This window comes from Pontiella agarivorans, from assembly GCF_034531395.1.
In the GTDB taxonomy this organism is placed as follows: domain Bacteria; phylum Verrucomicrobiota; class Kiritimatiellia; order Kiritimatiellales; family Pontiellaceae; genus Pontiella; species Pontiella agarivorans.
Genome location: NZ_JARVCO010000007.1, coordinates 126,476 through 145,720 on the forward strand (window position 1 = coordinate 126,476; position 19,245 = coordinate 145,720).

General features: G+C 53.3%; 15 protein-coding genes. 8 read left to right on the forward strand and 7 right to left on the reverse strand.

Features of this window, described 5'->3' with window-relative positions; translation table 11 throughout:
* Positions 1 to 131 precede the first annotated feature (131 nt).
* Together P9H32_RS05485 and P9H32_RS05490 are read left to right on the forward strand one after the other, a co-directional pair.
* Positions 132 to 1,451, forward strand: a complete 1,320-nt coding sequence (locus tag P9H32_RS05485; protein WP_322607876.1) for a YihY/virulence factor BrkB family protein — start codon at positions 132 to 134, stop codon at positions 1,449 to 1,451.
* 153 nt (positions 1,452 to 1,604) lie between these two features.
* Entirely contained in the window at positions 1,605 to 4,052 is a 2,448-nt protein-coding gene (locus P9H32_RS05490; protein ID WP_322607877.1) for an ATP-dependent helicase, read from the forward strand.
* Here P9H32_RS05490 and P9H32_RS05495 read toward each other — a convergent pair.
* Genes P9H32_RS05495 through P9H32_RS05505 form a run of 3 tightly spaced genes read right to left on the reverse strand, consistent with a single transcriptional unit; the run spans position 4,046 to position 7,496 of the window.
* The gene (locus P9H32_RS05495) at positions 4,046 to 5,002 is read right to left on the reverse strand and encodes an endonuclease/exonuclease/phosphatase family protein (RefSeq protein WP_322607878.1); all 957 of its coding nucleotides are present in this window, start codon (positions 5,000 to 5,002) and stop codon (positions 4,046 to 4,048) included. The two genes, P9H32_RS05490 and P9H32_RS05495, sit on opposite strands and share 7 nt — an antisense overlap.
* On the reverse strand, positions 4,995 to 5,855 hold the full coding sequence (locus P9H32_RS05500; protein ID WP_322607879.1) for a 50S ribosomal protein L11 methyltransferase: 861 nt from the start codon (positions 5,853 to 5,855) through the stop codon (positions 4,995 to 4,997). The genes P9H32_RS05495 and P9H32_RS05500 overlap by 8 nt, the downstream gene beginning before the upstream one ends.
* 3 nt (positions 5,856 to 5,858) lie before the next feature.
* Complete coding sequence (locus P9H32_RS05505) at positions 5,859 to 7,496, reverse strand: B12-binding domain-containing radical SAM protein (RefSeq protein ID WP_322607880.1); 1,638 nt, start codon at positions 7,494 to 7,496, stop codon at positions 5,859 to 5,861.
* Between the two features lie 63 nt (positions 7,497 to 7,559).
* Here P9H32_RS05505 and def point away from each other — a divergent pair, with 63 nt between their 5' ends.
* Positions 7,560 to 8,114, forward strand: a complete 555-nt coding sequence (gene def, locus P9H32_RS05510; RefSeq protein WP_130596301.1) for a peptide deformylase — start codon at positions 7,560 to 7,562, stop codon at positions 8,112 to 8,114.
* Between the two features lie 66 nt (positions 8,115 to 8,180).
* Positions 8,181 to 9,278 (forward strand): hypothetical protein, encoded by a 1,098-nt coding sequence (locus P9H32_RS05515; RefSeq protein ID WP_322607881.1) that lies wholly within the window; start codon positions 8,181 to 8,183, stop codon positions 9,276 to 9,278.
* Here the strand turns inward: P9H32_RS05515 and P9H32_RS05520 are convergent.
* Positions 9,275 to 10,447 (reverse strand): retropepsin-like aspartic protease, encoded by a 1,173-nt coding sequence (locus tag P9H32_RS05520; RefSeq protein ID WP_322607882.1) that lies wholly within the window; start codon positions 10,445 to 10,447, stop codon positions 9,275 to 9,277. The two genes, P9H32_RS05515 and P9H32_RS05520, sit on opposite strands and share 4 nt — an antisense overlap.
* Positions 10,448 to 10,618: 171 nt before the next feature.
* Here P9H32_RS05520 and acnB point away from each other — a divergent pair, with 171 nt between their 5' ends.
* The 3 genes from acnB to P9H32_RS05535 all read left to right on the forward strand — a co-directional run bounded on the left by acnB (position 10,619) and on the right by P9H32_RS05535 (position 14,474).
* A complete protein-coding gene (acnB, locus tag P9H32_RS05525) occupies positions 10,619 to 13,177 on the forward strand; it encodes a bifunctional aconitate hydratase 2/2-methylisocitrate dehydratase (RefSeq protein ID WP_322607883.1) in 2,559 nt (852 codons plus the stop codon).
* A 154-nt stretch (positions 13,178 to 13,331) separates the two neighbouring features.
* Complete coding sequence (gene ppnP, locus P9H32_RS05530; protein WP_322607884.1) at positions 13,332 to 13,664, forward strand: pyrimidine/purine nucleoside phosphorylase; 333 nt, start codon at positions 13,332 to 13,334, stop codon at positions 13,662 to 13,664.
* Between the two features lie 159 nt (positions 13,665 to 13,823).
* A complete protein-coding gene (locus tag P9H32_RS05535) occupies positions 13,824 to 14,474 on the forward strand; it encodes a hypothetical protein (protein ID WP_322607885.1) in 651 nt (216 codons plus the stop codon).
* Positions 14,475 to 14,501: 27 nt separating this feature from the next.
* Here the strand turns inward: P9H32_RS05535 and P9H32_RS05540 are convergent, their stop codons facing one another.
* From P9H32_RS05540 to P9H32_RS05550, 3 genes are all read right to left on the reverse strand, one after another.
* Positions 14,502 to 16,211: an ABC transporter ATP-binding protein gene (locus P9H32_RS05540; protein ID WP_322607886.1), complete on the reverse strand. Its 1,710-nt coding sequence runs from the start codon at positions 16,209 to 16,211 to the stop codon at positions 14,502 to 14,504.
* Positions 16,212 to 16,223: 12 nt separating this feature from the next.
* Complete coding sequence (gene pyk / locus P9H32_RS05545; RefSeq protein WP_322607887.1) at positions 16,224 to 17,645, reverse strand: pyruvate kinase; 1,422 nt, start codon at positions 17,643 to 17,645, stop codon at positions 16,224 to 16,226.
* A 71-nt stretch (positions 17,646 to 17,716) separates the two neighbouring features.
* Positions 17,717 to 17,914 carry a SlyX family protein gene (locus tag P9H32_RS05550; protein ID WP_322607888.1) on the reverse strand — a complete coding sequence of 66 codons (198 nt, stop codon included), beginning with the start codon at positions 17,912 to 17,914 and terminating at the stop codon, positions 17,717 to 17,719.
* A 156-nt stretch (positions 17,915 to 18,070) separates the two neighbouring features.
* Between P9H32_RS05550 and P9H32_RS05555 the strand changes: the two genes are divergently transcribed.
* Positions 18,071 to 19,237, forward strand: coding sequence for a SpoIIE family protein phosphatase (locus P9H32_RS05555; protein ID WP_322607889.1), 1,167 nt, complete (start codon positions 18,071 to 18,073; stop codon positions 19,235 to 19,237).
* Positions 19,238 to 19,245 lie beyond the last annotated feature (8 nt).

Here is a 19,245-nt window from a genome sequence, read left to right on the forward strand (position 1 = left end):
CGGTGTTGCTGTATATAAGTTGGATGACTGTGAGGCCCAAAGTCTATGCATCTGGGATGCTTTTCCCGCTTCCCAACCCCGGGAAACCCACGTAAAGTTCCGGAGTTGATCAAACGCAGGAGTGCTGACGGATGGCCGGAACGTTTATAGAACAGTGGAAGAAGTTTCTGCACTTTCTTCAGTACGACCTTTGGCGGATTAATCAGGAACATCATTCGCGGATGCGGGCTTTCGGAATTGAAACCCTGCGCGTCATGCATCTGGTTTTCCGGGGGACCAAAACCAACCGCTGTAAACTGCATGCTTCGGCATTGACCTTTGCCACGCTGATGGCGCTGATTCCATTCCTCGTAATCATCTTTTCCATTTCCAGTGCCATCGGGTTCACCACGGCCAAGGAATGGATGATGGATCAGTCGGCTGAAATGCCTCAGATCCAGGAGTTTGTCTACCAGCTTATTGAGCTGGTGGAAAAAACCGATATGGGGGCGTTGGGTACACTCGGCGGCGTGATTTTCATCTACATCATTTTCAAACTGCTGAGTGAAATCGAGGAATCGATCAACCAGATCTGGGGCGTACAATCCTCGCGCGCGGTGGTGGATAAAATCCGGAATTATCTTTCGGTACTGATCATTACGCCGGTATTGATGATTACCGCCAACTTTATTTCCATCCAGTTATCCGCATTTTCGGACCACTATGTATGGCTCGGGCCGGTCATTAAAACCGTGCTGCAGCTGGCACCGGTACTGATGATGACGCTGGCGTTCATTATGGTGTTCATGTTTATCCCGAATACCCGGGTGAGTTTCCGCGCGGCGCTGATCGGCGGGTTTACCAGTTCGTTGCTGGCGCTGATCCTGCAGATTTTCATGGTCAAGCTGGGTATTGGAGTGACGCGGCTGAGCAAAATTTACGGTACGTTTGCTTATTTCCCGATTTTCCTGTTCTGGCTGCAGATGAGCTGGACCATTCTGCTGTTCGGGGCGGAACTGGCCTTCGCGGTGCAGAACCGCGATACCTATGCCGAGGAGCAGGCGGCGGTCCGTGCCAGCATGGTGGCCAAACTCTGGGTCGCATTTTCCGCCATGAAAGAAGCCGTCCGCATTTTTCTGAGCGATGACCGGGCACTGAATACCGCTGTATTTGCCCGGGCCAATAATATTCCGGTCCGCCTGATGAATGAGGTGGTTGAAGTGCTCGCCAAAGCCGATCTGCTCGGCCGCGTCGGGCCGGAGGACGGTACGGAATATGTCCTGCTGCACGCCCCGGAGCACGTGACGGCAAAAAAAATCTATGATCTTCTGATCCACGACGGTGCCTCGCCGTCCGAGCTCGGGCTGGCCGAAGATTTCGCGGCGGATGAAATGCTCGAAGTACTCGATGTCTCGCTCGACGAAACGCTCGATGCCATCACCATAAAAAAATTCACGGATAGGGAAGATTGATTTTCTCCCTGAGATTCAGAGATGCAAAATATGACCGTGCTGTTGTGAGAAACACGTTTCGGTTAACAAATCCGGTCCGTGGTTTTGTGTGAGTGCTCTATTCATGGCTAACGGGGCTTTAAGCGATGCCGACATTCTGGCAGATTCTCGCGCATGATTTCAGATGCAGCACAAAGTAATGGGGGCGGGACCTCAAAAGAAGTATACGACCTCTTAAAAAAACATTTGATGACCAACGGAATTGTCTATCTTCCCGGGCAGACCGGGACCTATGACGGTGCAGCGATCGAGGTGCAGGAACCGAAGCCCGTTTCATTCAAGGCCGTCACGGAGCTTGGTGATTTTGGAAAAGGCCAGGTCGCTTTTCTCTGTACCAGCTATCACGATGAACAGATTGTTATTGTGGATCCCGGGAGTACCGGGCTGGCCGCAGATTATACTGAAAAAAAGATTCCCGTGCTCGTGCTTGAACCGGAAAGCCTGATCCCGGGAAAGCGGGGCGTCACGCGCGCCCGGTTCACGAAATTCATCACCTCCGGCAAAGGCCGCTCATGGCACAGTTTTTCGCAGCCGGAAACTCCGCCTGAAAAAATAAAGGAAGCAGAATCCGATTGGAAACCGCCGGTGCGCCACAAGCGGAACTTTGTGGAGCTGGCAGCCGAAATTGATTTTGAAAATGAACTGAATGAAGAGCAGCTCGCCGCCGTCCAGGCACCGGATGGTCCTACGTTGGTGATTGCCGCCGCCGGTACCGGAAAAACACGCACGCTGATTTACCGTCTGGCCTACCTCGCCACACAGAAACGGGTTCATCCCGATCATGTACTGTTGTTGACGTTCACGAATAAAGCCGCGCGGGAAATGCTGGAACGCACCCACCAATTGGTCGGAAATCAGTTCGGCAGTTATGACAGCGGAACCTTTCACTCTTTTGCCAACCGGGTTCTGCGGGCCGGTGCCAACCGCATCGGATTCGGCCGCGATTTTACGATTCTGGATTCGGATGATGCCAAAAAGCTGATGCGTACGTGTATTGATGATATCGGCGTGTCTAAAAAACATTTTCCGAAACCGGAAGTGCTGTTGAGCTTATTCGGCGTGGTGAGCGGCCGCATGGGAGATCTTAATGCGGCGATTGACGAGGAGTTCGAATATTCCGACGTCGAGGCCGATGATGTCATTAAAGCACACAATCTGTATCAGCAGAAAAAAAAGGCATCCAATGCCATGGATTTCGATGACCTGCTGATCTATGCCCATAAGTTGCTACTGGAACATGAAGATATCCGGCACCACTATCAGGAAGAATTTAAATACGTGCTGGTCGACGAGTATCAGGATACGAATGCCATTCAGGCCGAGCTGGTTCATCTGCTGGTACAGACGCATGGGAATCTCATGGTGGTCGGCGATGATTTCCAAAGCATCTATTCCTGGCGCGGTGCCGACTTCCGCAACTTCCTGGAGTTTGAAAAGACCTATCCCGGCACGCAGACCTTTAAATTGCAGACCAACTACCGCTCGACGCCGGAAATTCTGGATGTGGCCAACGAAGTGATTGCCGGGAATCCGGAGCAGTTCCAGAAAGAGCTGAAGGCGGTTCGTGAAAGCGATGTGCTGCCGAAATTGGCCAAGGTACGCGACGGATCGGTACAGGCCCGTTATGTGATTGAAAAAGCAAACGAACTGCGGCGGAAGGGGATTGCACTCTCCGATATGTGTGTGCTCTATCGCTCGCATTTCCATGCGATGGAACTGGAAATGGAACTGAACCGTGCGGGAATGGCCTATTCCCTGACCTCCGGTGTGCGCTTCTTCGAAAAAGCACACATTAAAGACGTCTGTTCCACACTCCAGCTGCTGGTCAATCCGGCCAACGAGCTGGCGTTTTCGCGCCTTGTTCAGCTTTTTCCGAAGGTTGGAGCAAAGACGGCATCGAAAATTTTCAAAAAACTTGGCGGGCGCATAAATCTGCAACGTCCGGAAGCCTGTGCGGAAGTGCTGGCGGCACTGCCCGCCGCGGCCAAAGCGGACTGGGAAAAAATACAGGATATTTTCGTGGCCTACCGCGAGGAAAATCTGGTCAACGATCCCGGGGAAATCATCTTCCGTTTCGTCAAAGCATTCTACAAAGAATACATGGTTGAAAATTTTGATAACCATAAATTCCGGCAGGAGGATATTGACGGGCTGATCGATTTCACCGTGAAGTTTGATTCCACCGAGCTGTTTCTTCAGGAAATTGCGCTGCTCACCAATATGGATGCCGAGGGCGGGAACGCTCCGGCCGAAGAGGAGCAGCGCGATGCGATCCGCTTGAGCACCGTGCATCAGGCTAAAGGGCTGGAATGGAAAGTCGTGTTTATCCTGTTCGTCAACGAGGATATGTTTCCGTCCAAGAAGTCCGTGGAGGAAAACGGCGATGCCGAAGAGCGGCGGCTTTTCTACGTTGCGGTCACCCGCGCCGAGGATGAACTCTACATCTGCTCACCGATGGTGCGCCGTCAGCGCGACGGCGGCATGATTTTCCTCGACCCCTCGCGGTTTATTTCAGAAATCCCCGCAGATCTGCTCGAAGTGGATGGCGGTGGATTTTATTGAGCGAATGTAAAATCTACGATAATCGGCAGATGATCGGATCCGATGCGTTTTCCGGTCATACGGTTGTGAATCGTGATTTCTTCAGAATACAGCACGTGATCAATCGGGATTTTAAGGAAGAATCGGTCGGCCGGCCAGCTGGGTTGAAAGCCGAATCCTTTCATGCTGTTTTTCAGCCCGCTCTCTTTTTCCAGTCTTTGGAAATGCGGCGACCAGGGCGAGGTGTTCAGGTCGCCGATCAATAAAACAGGATGAGGCTGATTTTTAACAAGATCCGGCAGAGCCCGGAGCTGAAGGTTGCGGGATTCTGAATAGGCTTTTCCAATAGGTGGAAGTGGATGGGTGCCGATAAAGGAAATTTCGCCCTGCGGGGTGTGGATCGTGGTGAGGATGGTCGGAACATCGCGTTCGCTGATCGATTTAATTTCACTTTTTGAAAGCGGCAGTTTGCTGAACAGTTTAATGCCGAAGCAGTCATCGCGCGGCTGCTCGATGTGGTGGGGATAGGCGTCATTCAGTGTCCGGAGTTCGTTGTCCCATTTGGGCGTGACCTCTTCAAGCAGTAGAATGTCCGGATCCGCATCATGAATGGCGCTCAGCACCTCATCGGTATTTCCGTTGAGTGCATTGATATTCATGAGCATCGCGCGGATCGGCTCTTTGGTTGGTGCATCGGGTTTCCCGAAATACAAGGGCAGAACCAGCGCATAATTAATGGCGGCGAGCAGAATCATCGCCGCGCCTTTTTTATTCATCCGTTTCCAGAGATAGATTCCAATGATTGGAAGACACAGCTGCATATATTGCACCCGGAAATGCGAAAAAAGATCGAGAAACCAATGGAGCCGGCCGAGAAAGCCGAAGACCGTTGCCGCGACGAGTCCGAGGGCAATGAAATCAATGGCGCTCGCCGGATTCAGCGACCGCTTTCGCGTCGTTTTTTCAGACATCAATGATCATCCCGCACCATTTGCCGTCGCCATCGCGCGAAACCTCTTTGCAACCGAGTTCCATAAAGGTGCCGGCCACGGCGTCGGCCTCGATCTCGCGGATGCCGCTGAGCAGGAGGCGTTTGTTGGCCGCGCGTTTCAGGAGAGGTGCGGCCTCCAGCAGCACCGAGGTTAAAATGTTGGCGCAGATGAGGTCGGCCGGTTTGGCGTTCCAGCCGGGCTGCAGAACATCCGCCTGGAAAAAGTGGATTTTTCCCTCCACGCCGTTGCGTGCCGCATTGAGGTTGCACTGGTCGACGCAGACGGGATCGTAATCGAAAGCGACGATGTCGGGAATACCCAGCTTGACTGCGGCGATGGAGAGAATGCCGCTGCCGGTGCCGGCATCGATCATGGTGTTGATTTCCATAGATTGGAGCGATGCCTCCAGCGCTTCGAGGCAGAATTTGGTGGTGAAATGTCCGCCGGTTCCAAAGCTGAGACCGGGATTGATGATGATGTTGATTTTGTCATCTTCCGGCACCGGTTCCCATTCGGGGACGATGCGCAGGTTCCGACCCAGTTCCATAATCTTGAAGTGGTGCTGCCAGAAGGTGGTCCAGTCCTGCTCTTTGTATTCCTTGGCTTCAGCGTGCTCGATGATCAGGTCGGCCGGGAGGGCTTTCTGCACCAGCTGGGCTTCGACCAGCGAGTCAAAATAGATTTCAATCTGGGCCCGTTCTGCATGGGGGTGGCTGACTTCGATCGGTTCTTTGCCGAGGGCATCGCGCACCCATTCACAGATCCGTTCCGCGTGTTCGGCCGGAACCAGCAGGTTGAGTTGTCCGCCGCAGTTTTTGTTTTTTTCTTTCATAAATTATTCTTTCAAATGCCGGCGCTGCCGCGCCATGGCAATAAACGGTTTTACTTCGGTTGTGTCACGTTTTTCAAATCCGAATTTTTTCAGGAATCCGGGGACGTCGGGACGATTTCCGCGCTGGTAGTCGTTCCACAGCGCCTCGGCCACATCTTTTTCAGCAAGACCTTTTTCCTGTGTTAAAAATTCCAGCAGCAGTTTGGCCAGCCGGATAACATGCAGATTCCCGGTGGTATTTGTTTTGGCGTAAAGCCAGTCGGAAAAATGCATGAAGTCGGCGAAAGGGGAGTTCCCGTTTGACGGCAGCAGGCGGGCCGCCTGCGGTACGGGGGTTTCGGGCTGGGCGGAGGACTGCGGTGCATTCGGGGCTGTATCGCAGGCGGCCCGCCTGCCTGCCGTCCAGAGGAGGGGAGCCGTTTCGATAAACTGTCCGTTGTTGACGACGAGGTTCCAGTAGCGGGCGAAGCGGTTGAGGCGCTGCATGTTTTTGAAGGAAACCGAACGGGTGCTGAGGATGTCGTAGGGGGCGTGGGGGCTGTAGACCATATTCCAGTCTTTGGAATGGCGGTCAATCGGTGCTCCGCGGAGCCGTTTGAGAATGCCGAGCTGGATTTCCTGCGGGTTCAGAGCGAGCAGGCGGCTGAACCCGTGTTCGAAACTTTCGAGATCTTCGCCGGGCAGTCCGGCAATGAGGTCGGAATGAATATGCACGCCGGTTTCGGTACGCAGGCGGCGCATGTTGTTTTCTATTTTTTCGATATCGAGCGGGCGCTGGATTCGATGGGCAACCGCTTCATTAAAGGTCTGGATGCCGATTTCAAACTGGAGCATGCCGGGCGGGCAGTCTTTGACGGCGTCCATGAGTTCATCCGGCAGGTGGGAGGGAATGATTTCAAAGTGCAGCATCATGCCGGGCTGATAGCGGGTCTTGAAAAAATCGAGGACTTTGAGGGCAAAGCGGATATCGATGTTGAACGAGCGGTCGACAAATTTAAAATTCAGCGCTCCACGGTCGAGCAGTTTGCCGAAGGCTGAAAACAGTTTTTCTTCGGGGAAATAGCGGACACAGGGATCGAGCGACGACATGCAGTATTCGCATTGAAACGGACAACCGCGCGAGGCTTCCACATAGATGGCCCGGTGTTTGATGTCTTCATCGGAATAGAGATCGTAAGGCAGTTCAATCTTTGAAACATCCACAGGTTCAGCCTGTATGATTTCATTACGGGGCGGGCTGGCCGCCTGTCTGCCTAGCAGTTCGCGACAGAGTTTCGGGAGTTCGATTTCGCCCTCGCCGCAGATGACGTGATCTGCATACCGGAAAATTTCCTGCTGTTCGGTTTCGTAGGAAATTTCGGGGCCGCCGAGAATGAGTTGGATGTCCGGGCGGATGGCTTTGAGCAGGGCGGCGACTTTGGTGACGAGGTCGATGTTCCAGATGTAGCAGCCGATGCCGATGATTTCCGGGTCGTGTGCGAGGATCTTTTCGACGGCGATGCGGGGCTGCACCTGAAGATCAAATTCAAGGAGTTCGGAACGGGGTTTCAGATCGCCCATATTGGCAAGCAGATAACGTGCTCCGAAGGCCGTATGGGCGTAGCGGGCATTAAAGGCGACAAAAAGGATCTCGTTTAACATAGGTAGTTGTGTTTTCTAAATTCGATTGACAATAGCGGACTTCTCACGGAAAACCTAGCGCCTATGAGCTTACCGATTTGTACCTATGGAAATCCGATTCTGCGTCAGAAGGCCGTTGAAGTGATGATGGTTAATGACGATATCCGTGCGCTGGCGAAAGAGATGCTGGAGACGATGTATGCTGAACAGGGCGTTGGCCTGGCCGCTGAACAGGTTGGCCGGACGGAACGTATGTTTGTGGTGGATATTCCGCCGGACGGCGATGTCGGCGAAGATGGCGAGCGGGAGAATCCCGGAATTGAAATGCCGCTGGTTTTCATTAATCCGAAAATTGTCGGCCATTCTGAAACGGTGCAGGTGGGGCCGGAGGGCTGTCTGAGTTTCCCGGACATTTTTGCCAACGTCGAGCGCTGGTATGAAGTCGACGCGGAATACATTGATCTCGATGGCCTGCCGCAGCGGATTCATGCCAAAGGGCTGCTTTCCCGGGCGATTCAGCATGAGCTGGACCACCTTGACGGCGTTCTGCTCGTTGACCGGATGTCGCATGTCAAGAAAGTGGCCATGGGCGGCAAGCTCAAACGTCTTGTTAAAGAGACGAAGAAGAAACTGGGGTAGTCGGGTTTCAGGGTTGAAAGGAAACCGTTTTGAACGGTTTAACCCTTGAACTTTGCAACCGTTTCGATGCTAATCGAGACAATGATCGCTTTGAATAAAACCATACGGCTGTTTCTGGACAGCATCGGCCGGCGGGATGAGTATGAGTTCTATCTCAACAAGTTCCAGTCCGGGCCAACCGACTGTTTTGCGCTGCTGTGTCCGGATGCGGGCAGTATTGAAGCCGGTGCGGAAGTGCTGGCTTTTGATCTCCATTTTCTGCTGCGGCTCGAACTGGTTCCCGCCATTCTGCTGGCGGGGGATGAGGCGATGACGATGCAGCAGACGCTGGCGAAGGAGCCGATTTTTATTTTCCAGACCCTGGAAAAAGGCACGACAGCTTCGTTTATTGAACATGCCCGTGCTCAGGAACGCGTGCCGGTACTGGTGGCGGCAGGACAGAGCCTGGAAGAGGCGCTGCTGCAGCTGCTGCCCGAAACGGCGCAGCGGGTTCACTTTATCCGTGCCGCGGGGGGGCTGAAAAATACCGCCGGCGAACTGGTGCCTTATGTCTACACCCACAAGGAAAATTTCCAGGCTCTGGAAGCGCTTCCCTTTGATTATCCGGCACTTGGGAAAAAACTGCTGGAGACGCGCCCGGGGGTTCATCTTTCAATCACTTCGCCGATTAATCTGCTGGAGGAGATTTTTACGGTCAAAGGGGCGGGTACGCTGTTTCGAAAGGGGTCGGAAATCCTGCATTTCCAGGGGTTGGAAGATGCCGACCGCGGGCGGTTGCTGGAGCTGCTCGAAACGGCATTCGGTAAAAAACTCGCGGGGACGGATTTTCTGGATAATGTGGCACATGCCTATATTGAGCAGGATTATCGCGGGGCCGTTCTGCTGGAGGAACATCCGGCGGGACTGTATCTCTCTAAATTTGCCGTTGGAAAAGAGGCGCGGGGTGAAGGGCTGGCGCTGGAACTCTGGCGCGAGGTTCATGAAACGCACAATGCTCTGTTCTGGCGGTCGAATGTAAATAATCCGTTTAACTCATGGTATCACAAAGAGTCGAACGGTCATCATCATGCCGGAAAATGGCAGATCTACTGGCGCGGCGTTGATCCGTCTGATATTTCGGGGATTATTGAATACTGCAGTGCCCGCGGCGAAGATTTCTGTTAGTCCGTTGAAAAGCGGGTCAGGGTGACTTTTCCGGAGCGCCCGTTCATGCCGATGGTGAAGTGGCGGAGAAAGCTCATGCCCAGCAGACCGTCGGCCCGGCTGTTTATACCGTTGCCCAGTACGGCCGCGGTTATATCTTTTACTTCCGCATCGCCGACTTTCACCGAGGAAAGGATCACCGGTCGCATATCGACTTTCCGGCCGTCTGCAACGGTAGCCTGCTGAAGAGGGAGGTGGTCGAGCTGAAGACCGATTTTTCGGGCAAAAGGTTCTGAAATCACCATCGAAGTTGCGCCGGTATCAAAGATAAATACGCCCGGTGTATTTCCATTGACCAGAGCCCGGACAAAAGTGGTGTTATCTTCGTTCCAGGAATCGATGACCACCCTGGAAGTTTCGTTGCGGAACCGGGCCATGTAATAGTCGATCTTATCAAACAGCAGTCTGGCAGGTTGGTCGATCGAGTCGGGGCTGAGCGCTTTCCGGTATGCGGCATACCGGATGCCGAACTGCTCTACCGCATTGAAGTAAATCGGCAGTGGAGCGATGGTTTTATTGATTTTTTGCTGTAGATCTCCGTTCTTTTTTTCGGTTTCAGAGCGTTCCGCCTGCAGGCCGGACATGGCGGCATTCAGTTCGATGAGCCGGTCTCGCAGGGCTGATTTTTTTTGCATCAGAGCATTCTTTTCATCATATTCCCGGTGCGTGCGTGGAGTCTGGGCAGGAATCTGAATGGCTTTAATGGCGTTGACCGTGGATTCAATCATCAGATGCATCTGTTTCAATTTTGCGAGCAGCTGTTCCGCCCTGAGGTTTTCCTGCTGAATCTGACTTTCATACAGATTCATCATATACTGAGCATCAAGCGCCGCATTGCGCTGATTCATGAGCTGACGAAATTCCGCCGCCAGTTCGGCGTGGGCGGGCGGGGCGTGTTGTTCGCTCAGGATGTTGCCGGATGTCGGCTCTGACAGGTCGGCCGTTTTCCTGTCCGGCGTGCGGACAAGCCGTTCCAGTCGGTTTTTCGGAATTTTTACGGTACCGGTGCCCAGAGAGACTTCGACGTATTCGGCCTGTACCGAAAGAATCGTGCAGTCCAGCGTGCGGCCGTTGCGGAGGATGATCTGATCTCCGAAAGCCACCTGATGACCGAGCAAAAGGACCGTCAACAGCCGGCTTATCCGGGGTAAAAATGAAATATTTTCTCTCTTCATTGTTGAATTAAACCGTTTCCATTTCTGCGAAAACAAAATCCCTGACGGAGTCAACGCAATTGACAGGCCAACAGTGAACCTTTATTTTCCCGAGCATTCTCTAACCAAGAAAAGGATGATCGCATTATGAGCCTATTTTTTGACGAATATTATGCCCACGTTGAAGAGCGTGCAAAAGAGGGAATTCCCCCGCTTGCGCTCAGCAAAGAGCAGACTGAGCAGGTGATTGATCTGCTGAAAAATCCGCCGGCCGGGAAAGAAGACGAGCTGGTCGCGCTGATTATCGATCGCGTGAATCCCGGCGTTGACCCCGCAGCCCAGGTGAAAGCCGAGTTTCTTTTCAAGGTTGCGCACGGTGAAGAATCCACTCCGTTGATTGCCCCTGAACGGGCAGTTGAGCTGCTGGGAACCATGGTCGGCGGCTATAACCTTGACGGACTTATTAAGCTGGTGGAAGAGCAGGGTGCACTTGCTGTTTCCGCCGCCACGGCGCTGAAAAATATGGTGCTTTCGGTAAACCGTTTCGATGACGTCAAAGCGCTGGCCGATGCCGGCAACGATGTGGCGAAAGATATTATTACATCCTGGGCGAATGGGGAGTGGTTCACTTCGCTGCCGGAAATTGATGAAGAGATAGAAACGGTCATTTATAAGGTCGACGGCGAAATCAATACCGATGATTTTTCACCTGCGTCGTTTGCGTTCACCCGCGCCGATATTCCGTTGCACTCGAACTGCATGGGCGGTTCGCTCTTTCCCGACGGCCCGCAGGAAATTGCGAAACTGAAAGAAGAAAACAACCTGCCGGTCACTTTTGTGGGTGATGTGGTCGGAACGGGATCTTCCCGAAAATCAGCCTGCAACTCGCTGATCTGGCACATCGGCAATGACATTCCGTGCATTCCGAACAAACGCCGCGGCGGCCTTATTATCGGCAGCACCATCGCCCCGATTTTCTTCAATACCGCGGAGGACTCCGGAGCCTTCCCGATTCAGACCGACGTTTCAGAGCTGACGACCGGAAAAGTGATTAAGGTTTATCCGGTCAAAGGGCTGATCACCGATGCCGACGGCGCTGAACTCACGACCTTCCCGGTTAAACCTGATACCATTCTGGACGAGTTCCGTGCCGGTGGTCGTGTTCCGCTGATTATCGGAAAACAGCTGACCGAAAAAGCACGGGAAGCGCTCGGAATGAGCTCAATCGATGAATCCGGTATTTTTGTGGTTCCGGACAATCCGAAGCCGAAAGAGGGCCAGGGTTATACTCTTGCTCAGAAAATGGTCGGTAAAGCCTGCGGCGTTGACGGCATTCTGCCGGGCACAGCCTGTCTGCCGAAAATGACCACCGTCGGATCTCAGGATACCACCGGCCCGATGACCGCCGGCGAGATTACCGAACTGGCCTGCCTGAAATTCAATGCTGATCTCGTAATGCAGTCGTTCTGCCATACGGCGGCCTATCCGAAACCGACGGATGTCATTACGCATGCCACGCTGCCGGATTATATCATGAACCGCGGCGGAGTTGCGCTGCGTCCGGGCGACGGGATTATTCACTCCTGGCTCAACCGCCTGCTGATTCCCGACACCGTCGGAACCGGAGGCGATTCACATACCCGTTTCCCGCTGGGCATCTCTTTCCCGGCCGGCTCCGGTCTGGTCGCCTTTGCGGCCGCGCTCGGCGTGATGCCGCTGGATATGCCGGAATCGGTGCTGGTTCGATTCAAAGGAGAGCTGCAGCCGGGCGTGACGTTGCGTGACATTGTAAACGCCATTCCCTATCAGGCCATTCAGGACGGTCTGATGACGGTTGAGAAAAAGAATAAAAAGAATGTCTTTGCCGGGCGTATTCTCGAAATGGAAGGGCTGCCGAAGCTGAAGGTCGAACAGGCTTTCGAGCTGACCGACGCTGCCGCCGAACGCTCTGCCGCCGCTGCTGCGATCAAACTGGACCGCGAGCCGATTGAGGAATATCTGAATTCCAACATCACGCTGATGGAAGAGATGATCAAGGGCGGTTACGGTGATGCTGAAACGCTGAAAAAACGCATTGCCGATGTGAAGGACTGGCTGGCTAACGGTGAACTGATGGAAGCTGACGCGAATGCGGAATATGCCGCCGTCATTGAAATTGATCTCAATGAAATCAAGGAGCCTATTCTTGCGTGTCCGAATGATCCGGACGACGTGAAAAAACTGTCCGATGTTCAGGGCGCGAAGGTCGACGATGTATTCATCGGAAGCTGCATGACCAACATCGGCCACTTCCGTGCCGCCGGCGAGGTGCTGGACGGTCAGGGATTCGCCAATGTGCTGCTATGGGTCTGTCCGCCGACCAAGATGGATGAAAAACAGCTGATCAAGGAAGGCTATTATTCCAAGTTCAGCGCCGCCGGCGCCCGTATGGAAATTCCGGGTTGTTCGCTTTGTATGGGCAATCAGGCGCGCGTAAAGGACGGGGTGACGGTGTTCTCGACCTCCACCCGGAACTTTAACAACCGCATGGGTAAAGACGCGCAGGTTTATCTCGGTTCTGCTGAGCTCGCTGCTGTTGTGGCGCTGAAGGGTGAACTGCCGAGCCCGCAGGAATATGTCGATATCGTCAGCCCGAAACTGGAAGGCCGGACGGATGAAATCTACCGGTATCTGAACTTCGATCAGATGACAGAGTTTTCCGTGTAGTGTGAACAAAGGCGGCCTTGAGCGGGCCGCCTTTTTTTTGCCCCGGAGCAATTCAAAGAAGGTCGGCATCGCTGAATAAGAATCGGTGTTTTCCTGATATCCGGCGGTGATTGGGGGATGCGAGCGTCCCCGGCGTATAATGAAAGGATGCAGTATGTCAGAATTTAATAATGTAACGGTCGTGCGCGAAGCAAATGTCTATTTCGGTGGAAAAGTGACCAGTCGCACCGTTATTTTTGAAGATGGAAAAAAGAAGACGCTCGGCTTTATGCTGGCCGGAGAATACTCTTTCGACACCGGTGCGGCGGAAATCATGGAAATGATCGGCGGGGCGATGGATGTAAAACTACCGGGTTCCGACGATTGGAAAACGTTTAAAGCCGGAGAATCTTTCGAGGTTCCGGCAGATTCAAAATTTGATTTGGTGGTCAAGGAATATGCCGACTATTGCTGCGCCTATCTCGAAGACGGATTGCCGGCCTGCTGATTGGCGATCGGGTTTCCTTTCTCGTGCTTAAGCGAGATCAAAGACGAGAAATTCAGATTTTTCCAAGGCCTGGAATATCAGGTCGTCGGCAAGCACAGAATAAACAGGAAGACATAAGCTGTTGAATGCATACTGTCTTCGGTCATGCTGAAAGGCCGGATGAAAAATATATTCATAGGCATAGATGTTCAGGTGAGCCGTCCCTGCGTATTTGTGGCGATCGATGCGTCGGGCTCGATGGTCGATTCGGGATGGTTTAAAACGCCGCGCGAAATTTTCCAGACTCTGGAAAATCTGGGGCATACGGCAGCTCTTCACCTGGGCATCGATGCATCGCGCGTTCCGCTTTCCGGGCCCCGGACGTGGTACTGGAACGGCGCGAAAAAACAGTGGCGGGGAAAAACGGAAAAAGACAAGGGGCTCGGCCGGCACTGCGAGGTGGTGATTAAGGCGCATAATCTGGCCAATCCCCAGTGGACCCCGCAGCGGAAGGATGCGCCGGCCTGGATGCAGCTGGGTTTTGACCTTTTCCAGAGCCTGGAAGCCTTCGGAGCAACGTATGAAGCGTTTCCTTCGGCGGCATACACTCAGCTTCATGAAGATCCGTCCGTCAGAATAACCATTAATTTTTCCAAGGTCTGGAAACGGGGGACGGGGGATCTTTTTGACGCCATGGCGGCGGCGGTTACCGTGCGCGAATTTGTGGAGGGACGCGGCAGCGAAGTGGGCGGCGGCGACGGGCTCGGAAGCATTATTCTGCCTCGCCCGCTGGTTAATCCGATTGAAGCGGTTCTGCGGTGGCCGGATTAATGAGCACCGAAGAGCGGTGGGCCTCCGCTAGAAAAGACTTTTGGTGTAAAGCATGTGGTAATAGCCTTTAAGTTCGGTCAGTGCTGCATGGCTTCCGTTTTCAACCACTTCGCCGTTACGCAGCACGAAGATGGTGTCGGCATGTTTTACGGTGGAGAGACGGTGGGCGATAATGATGGTCGTACGGTCTTTGCAAAGACGTTCCATGGCTTCCTGAATCAGCTGTTCGGATTCGGTGTCGAGGGCCGAGGTGGCTTCATCAAAAATCAGGATCGGCGGATTTTTCAGAAAAACGCGGGCAATGGAAATGCGCTGTTTCTGGCCGCCGGACAGTTTGACTCCGTGCTCGCCGACCAGGGCGTCGAAGCCGTCGGGCAGGGATTCGATGAAATCAAGAATGTTGGCCTGGCGGGCTGCGGCCATCATTTCCTCTTCTGATGCATCGCGGTTGCCGAAGAGAATGTTGTCGCGAATGGTGGTGTCGAAGAGGAAGGGCGACTGCTGAACAATGCCGATCTGTTCGCGCAGGAACTGCTGGCGAAGATCGAGCACATTCACGCCGTCAATCGAAATGGATCCCTCGCAGGCCTCATAAAAACGGGGAATGAGAGCAGCAATGGTTGATTTTCCGGCGCCGGATTCGCCGACGAGTGCAACGGTTTGTCCGGAGGTGATGTTCATTGAGATCTTTTTCAGGACCAGCGCATCGTTGCCGTAGTAGGCGAAACTGAGATCGTTGATCTGGATGGCCCCTTTGACGGATGCGGGTTCGACGGGATTCGGGCGGTCCTGGATGTCGGGCTCGATATCCATGATTTCGGTAAAACGTTCGAATGAGGCCGCACCCTGACCGAACTGTTCAACAAAATTGACCATCCGGTCGATCGGCTTGTTCATGAAGCGGGCAAACATGAGGAAAACGAGTACATCGGAAATGGATGCGATTTCATTGAAAACCATGACAGCGCCGGTGACGGTGATGAGAATCTCGTGAAAATGGATCAGCCCCATCATGGTGGAGTGAAAGGCGGCCATGGTGTGATACATGGTTTCCTTGGATTCCCGGAAATCGTGGTTTACCTCGTCGAACTGGGTCACCGCGTGCTGTTCACCGGCGAAGGATTTCACTTCACGAATGCCCTGAATCGAGTTTTCGATGTTGGCATTGATGTCGGCTACGCGACGGCGCATGGCACGAACATTTTTTCGGAAACGTTTCTGGAACAGAATGCCGCTGATGATCATCAGCGGGATGGGAATCAGTGCGATGATGGCGAGCAGCGGATTCATCCAGAACATGCAGATGAAGGCACCGCTGATGGTGATCACGGCGAGGAAGATATCCTCAGGGACATGGTGCGCAACCTCCGAGATGGTAAAGAGGTCGTTGCTCAGACGGGACATAATATGTCCCGTCTTGGTTCGGTCAAAATAACTGAAAGAGAGTTTCTGCAGGTGACGGAAGAGTACGCCGCGCATATCAGTTTCGATACGCGTTCCCAGCACATGACCCCACTTGATGTTATTGAATGCCGAAAACGCCAGCACGGCCACCAGGGCCATCAGCAGCGCCACGATGCCGGCGATTTCCGCGCCGGATGCCTTCTGCATCTCAAACAGGTGTTTGGTGACCAGCGGAATCAGAATCGCACACAGCGCACGAACAAACGCCATCGACAGATCGAGCGCAAACAGGGGTTTGTGCGGCCCGTAAAAGGCGATGAAGCGTTTGATCATTTCAAATGCCGATTACGATGAGAGCAATGTGGCGGGGGTTTCCACCTGCAGAAAGTTTGTATGCGAAGAATAGATCTGTCCGCCGCCGATGAACATGATGAGGTCATCTTTTTCAAAATAGCCTTCATTTAGCAGCATCTGCACACTGGATTTCACGAGTTCGCTTGTGCTGGCCGGAATTTCGATCTGGCGGGCGTAGATGCCGTAGCAGAGCGAAAGTTCGCGTACCGTGCGGGCGCTGGCGGACAACGCATAAATCGGGGTTTTTCCGCGATAGGAGCCGCAGACCATGGCGGTATCGCCGGACTTGGTGCTGGTAATAATTGCTTTGGCGGGCAGGTTGGCGGAAATCGAAACGGCCGAACGTGCAATGTGGTTGCGGGGGCGCATTTCTTCCGACTGCTGCACAATGTGAAGTTTTTTCCGAACGAGATCTTCTTTCTGATCTTCCACCCGTCGGGCGATTTCGGCCATGGTGGTTACGGCTTCAACCGGATATTTACCATAAGCGGTTTCGCCGGAAAGCATGACGGCGTCGGTACCATCGTAAATAGCGTTGGCTACATCGGATACTTCGGCGCGGGTGGCGCGCGGATTATCGATCATGGTGTGCAGCATCTGTGTGGCGGTGATTACCGGCTTGATGCGGCGGATGCAGGTTTTGATCATCTGCTTCTGGATAATCGGGACTTCTTCGGCCGGGATTTCAATGCCGAGGTCGCCGCGGGCGACCATCACTGCGTGGGCTACATCGAGAATGGATTCCAGATTGTCTACCCCTTCGCGGTTTTCAATTTTCGCGATAATTTTGATGGGGCTTTTCCGCATGTCTAGAATGCTTTGAATCGCCATCACGTCATCGCGGTTGCGTACAAACGAGTGAGCAATAAATTCGATTTCTGAGCGCGTGGCCCAGTCGATAAATTCTGCATCCTTTTCGGTGAGTGCCGGAAGGCCCAGCTCAACGTTCGGGATATTTACGCTTTTGTTGTTTTTAATGACGCCGTTGTTTTCGGCGCGGCAGACCACCAGATCGGCTTTTTTCTCGATTACGGTCAGCCGGATCTCACCGTCATCAATGAGGACATCGCTACCGATCGGTACGTCGTTCACGAATTCTTCGTAATTCACCATGAATCCGTTTTCCGGCTGTATTTTATCGCCGATTTCGATGATGTCACCGGTGCAGAGTTCAAGGATTTCGTTGCCCATGCCCGAGGTTCTGACTTCGGGCCCTTTGGTATCAATCAGGATACCAATATCTTTCGAAACGGAACGGATTCGCTGGACCATGAGGTCCGCTTCAACCGTTGAGATGTGGGCGGTGTTGAGTCGGGCGACGTTCATGCCCGCTTTGTGCAGCTTGCGAAGAAAATCTTCTTCGCAACGGTTTCCGGCAATAGTGCAGATAATTTTTGTCTGTTTTTTAAGCATAGGCCCTCGGTGTGATTGCAAGCGCAGGTTTTTATCAGATTGGTTCAGTGAGGCTAGCCCAATTTTATTATTTAATAATGAGGCGGGCGTTCATTTCCGGCGATTTCGTTCGGATGCTGCAGCTGCAGAATTTTTTCTTCCATTCGCTCCAGCCGTTTGGTCAGCCGGGCAATATCCTGTTGCTGCCGGTAAATCTCTTCGTTCAGGCTTTCGATGGTTTTATCCTGCATCGCAGCCAGTGTTTCAAGTTGGATAATTCGTTCTTCCATGACCTGAAGCCTAGCAGATTCATTCGGCTTGGGGAGTTGATTAATCGCCTTTTACGTTGAAGCCGTGAAAAGCTTTGCTAACAATACGCGTAATCGGGGAGATTGATTGATATGTCCGGACAGTTGCAGGATACAGGATTCTTATTGCAGAACCTCATGGAACACATGACGGATAATATTTATTTTAAGGATCGGGAGTCCCGGTTCATCATGGTCAATAAGTCTTTCTGCGACTGGACGGGGCTTTCCAACGAGGCGGTTATTGGAAAAACCGACTTCGATCTTTTCGCCTCTGCGCATGCCCAGCAGGCCTACGACGACGAGCAGCGCATCATTGCCACCGGGGAGCCGATTATCGGTATTGAGGAAAAGGAGACGTGGGAAGACGGGCGCATCACCTGGGTTTCTTCCACCAAAATGCCGTTGAAAAGTGCCGAAGGCGAAATTATCGGGACCTTCGGTATTTCACGGGATATTACCGAGCACAAAGAAGCAGAGCTTCGTGCGGCATACTATGCCGAGCAGATTCGCCGCATTAAGGAAGAGATGGAAGAGGACGTCCGCATGGCGGCCGAACTGCAGAAAACTTTTTTCCCGCGCACCTATCCGGTCTATCCGCCCGGCGCTGCACCCGGTCACCGCAGATTTGAATTTCTTCATCACTACAACGCCAGCGGCGGAGTCAGCGGCGATTTCTGTACGATTCAGGAATTGAGCGATTCAAAAGTGGGTATTTTTCTGTGCGATGTCATGGGGCATGGGGTACGGGCGGCTTTGGTGACCGCTCTGATCTGCGCATTGGTCGAGGAAACGGCTCCGGTTGAGTCGGATCCCGGCCGCTTTCTCAGCAGGATGAACAGTTTGTTGCTGCCGATTCTGCGGCAGGAGGATATTTTCCTCTATGCCACGGCGTGCTACATGGTGCTCGATATGGAAACCGGCCTGTTGCAGTTTGCCAATGCCGGGCATCCTGTACCGTTTCATTTCCAGGCATTGGAAAAACGGGCGGTCTGGCTGATGGATGATCCCGCTCAGCGGGGTCCCGCACTGGCCATTGCCGAAGGGATGCAGTTCCAGACTCTGGAACGGCAGGTGGCTGAAGAAGACAGGGTGGTCATGTATACCGACGGCCTTTATGAAGTCATTGGAGACGACGGCGAAGAGCTGGGCGAAGAACGCCTGCTGGCCGCAGCCTCCAGACAGGCCGGAAAAGATCTGCCGGATCTGTTCTCCGGACTGCTTGAAGAGGTCCGCTGCTTTGCTGCTGACGGGAAATTTGACGACGATATCTGTTTGGCGGGCTTCCGCCGTCGGGCTTTATAGGTTCACCC

Excerpts from the sequence above, each read along its gene's own strand:
- P9H32_RS05485 (WP_322607876.1), top strand. The coding sequence starts at position 132 with ATGGCCGGAACGTTTATAGAACAGTGGAAGAAGTTTCTGCACTTTCTT.
- P9H32_RS05490 (WP_322607877.1), top strand. The coding sequence starts at position 1,605 with ATGATTTCAGATGCAGCACAAAGTAATGGGGGCGGGACCTCAAAAGAA.
- P9H32_RS05495 (WP_322607878.1), bottom strand. The coding sequence starts at position 5,002 with ATGTCTGAAAAAACGACGCGAAAGCGGTCGCTGAATCCGGCGAGCGCC.
- P9H32_RS05500 (WP_322607879.1), bottom strand. The coding sequence starts at position 5,855 with ATGAAAGAAAAAAACAAAAACTGCGGCGGACAACTCAACCTGCTGGTT.
- P9H32_RS05505 (WP_322607880.1), bottom strand. The coding sequence starts at position 7,496 with ATGTTAAACGAGATCCTTTTTGTCGCCTTTAATGCCCGCTACGCCCAT.
- def (WP_130596301.1), top strand. The coding sequence starts at position 7,560 with ATGAGCTTACCGATTTGTACCTATGGAAATCCGATTCTGCGTCAGAAG.
- P9H32_RS05515 (WP_322607881.1), top strand. The coding sequence starts at position 8,181 with ATGCTAATCGAGACAATGATCGCTTTGAATAAAACCATACGGCTGTTT.
- acnB (WP_322607883.1), top strand. The coding sequence starts at position 10,619 with ATGAGCCTATTTTTTGACGAATATTATGCCCACGTTGAAGAGCGTGCA.
- ppnP (WP_322607884.1), top strand. The coding sequence starts at position 13,332 with ATGTCAGAATTTAATAATGTAACGGTCGTGCGCGAAGCAAATGTCTAT.
- P9H32_RS05535 (WP_322607885.1), top strand. The coding sequence starts at position 13,824 with ATGAAAAATATATTCATAGGCATAGATGTTCAGGTGAGCCGTCCCTGC.
- P9H32_RS05540 (WP_322607886.1), bottom strand. The coding sequence starts at position 16,211 with ATGATCAAACGCTTCATCGCCTTTTACGGGCCGCACAAACCCCTGTTT.
- pyk (WP_322607887.1), bottom strand. The coding sequence starts at position 17,645 with ATGCTTAAAAAACAGACAAAAATTATCTGCACTATTGCCGGAAACCGT.
- P9H32_RS05550 (WP_322607888.1), bottom strand. The coding sequence starts at position 17,914 with ATGGAAGAACGAATTATCCAACTTGAAACACTGGCTGCGATGCAGGAT.
- P9H32_RS05555 (WP_322607889.1), top strand. The coding sequence starts at position 18,071 with ATGGAACACATGACGGATAATATTTATTTTAAGGATCGGGAGTCCCGG.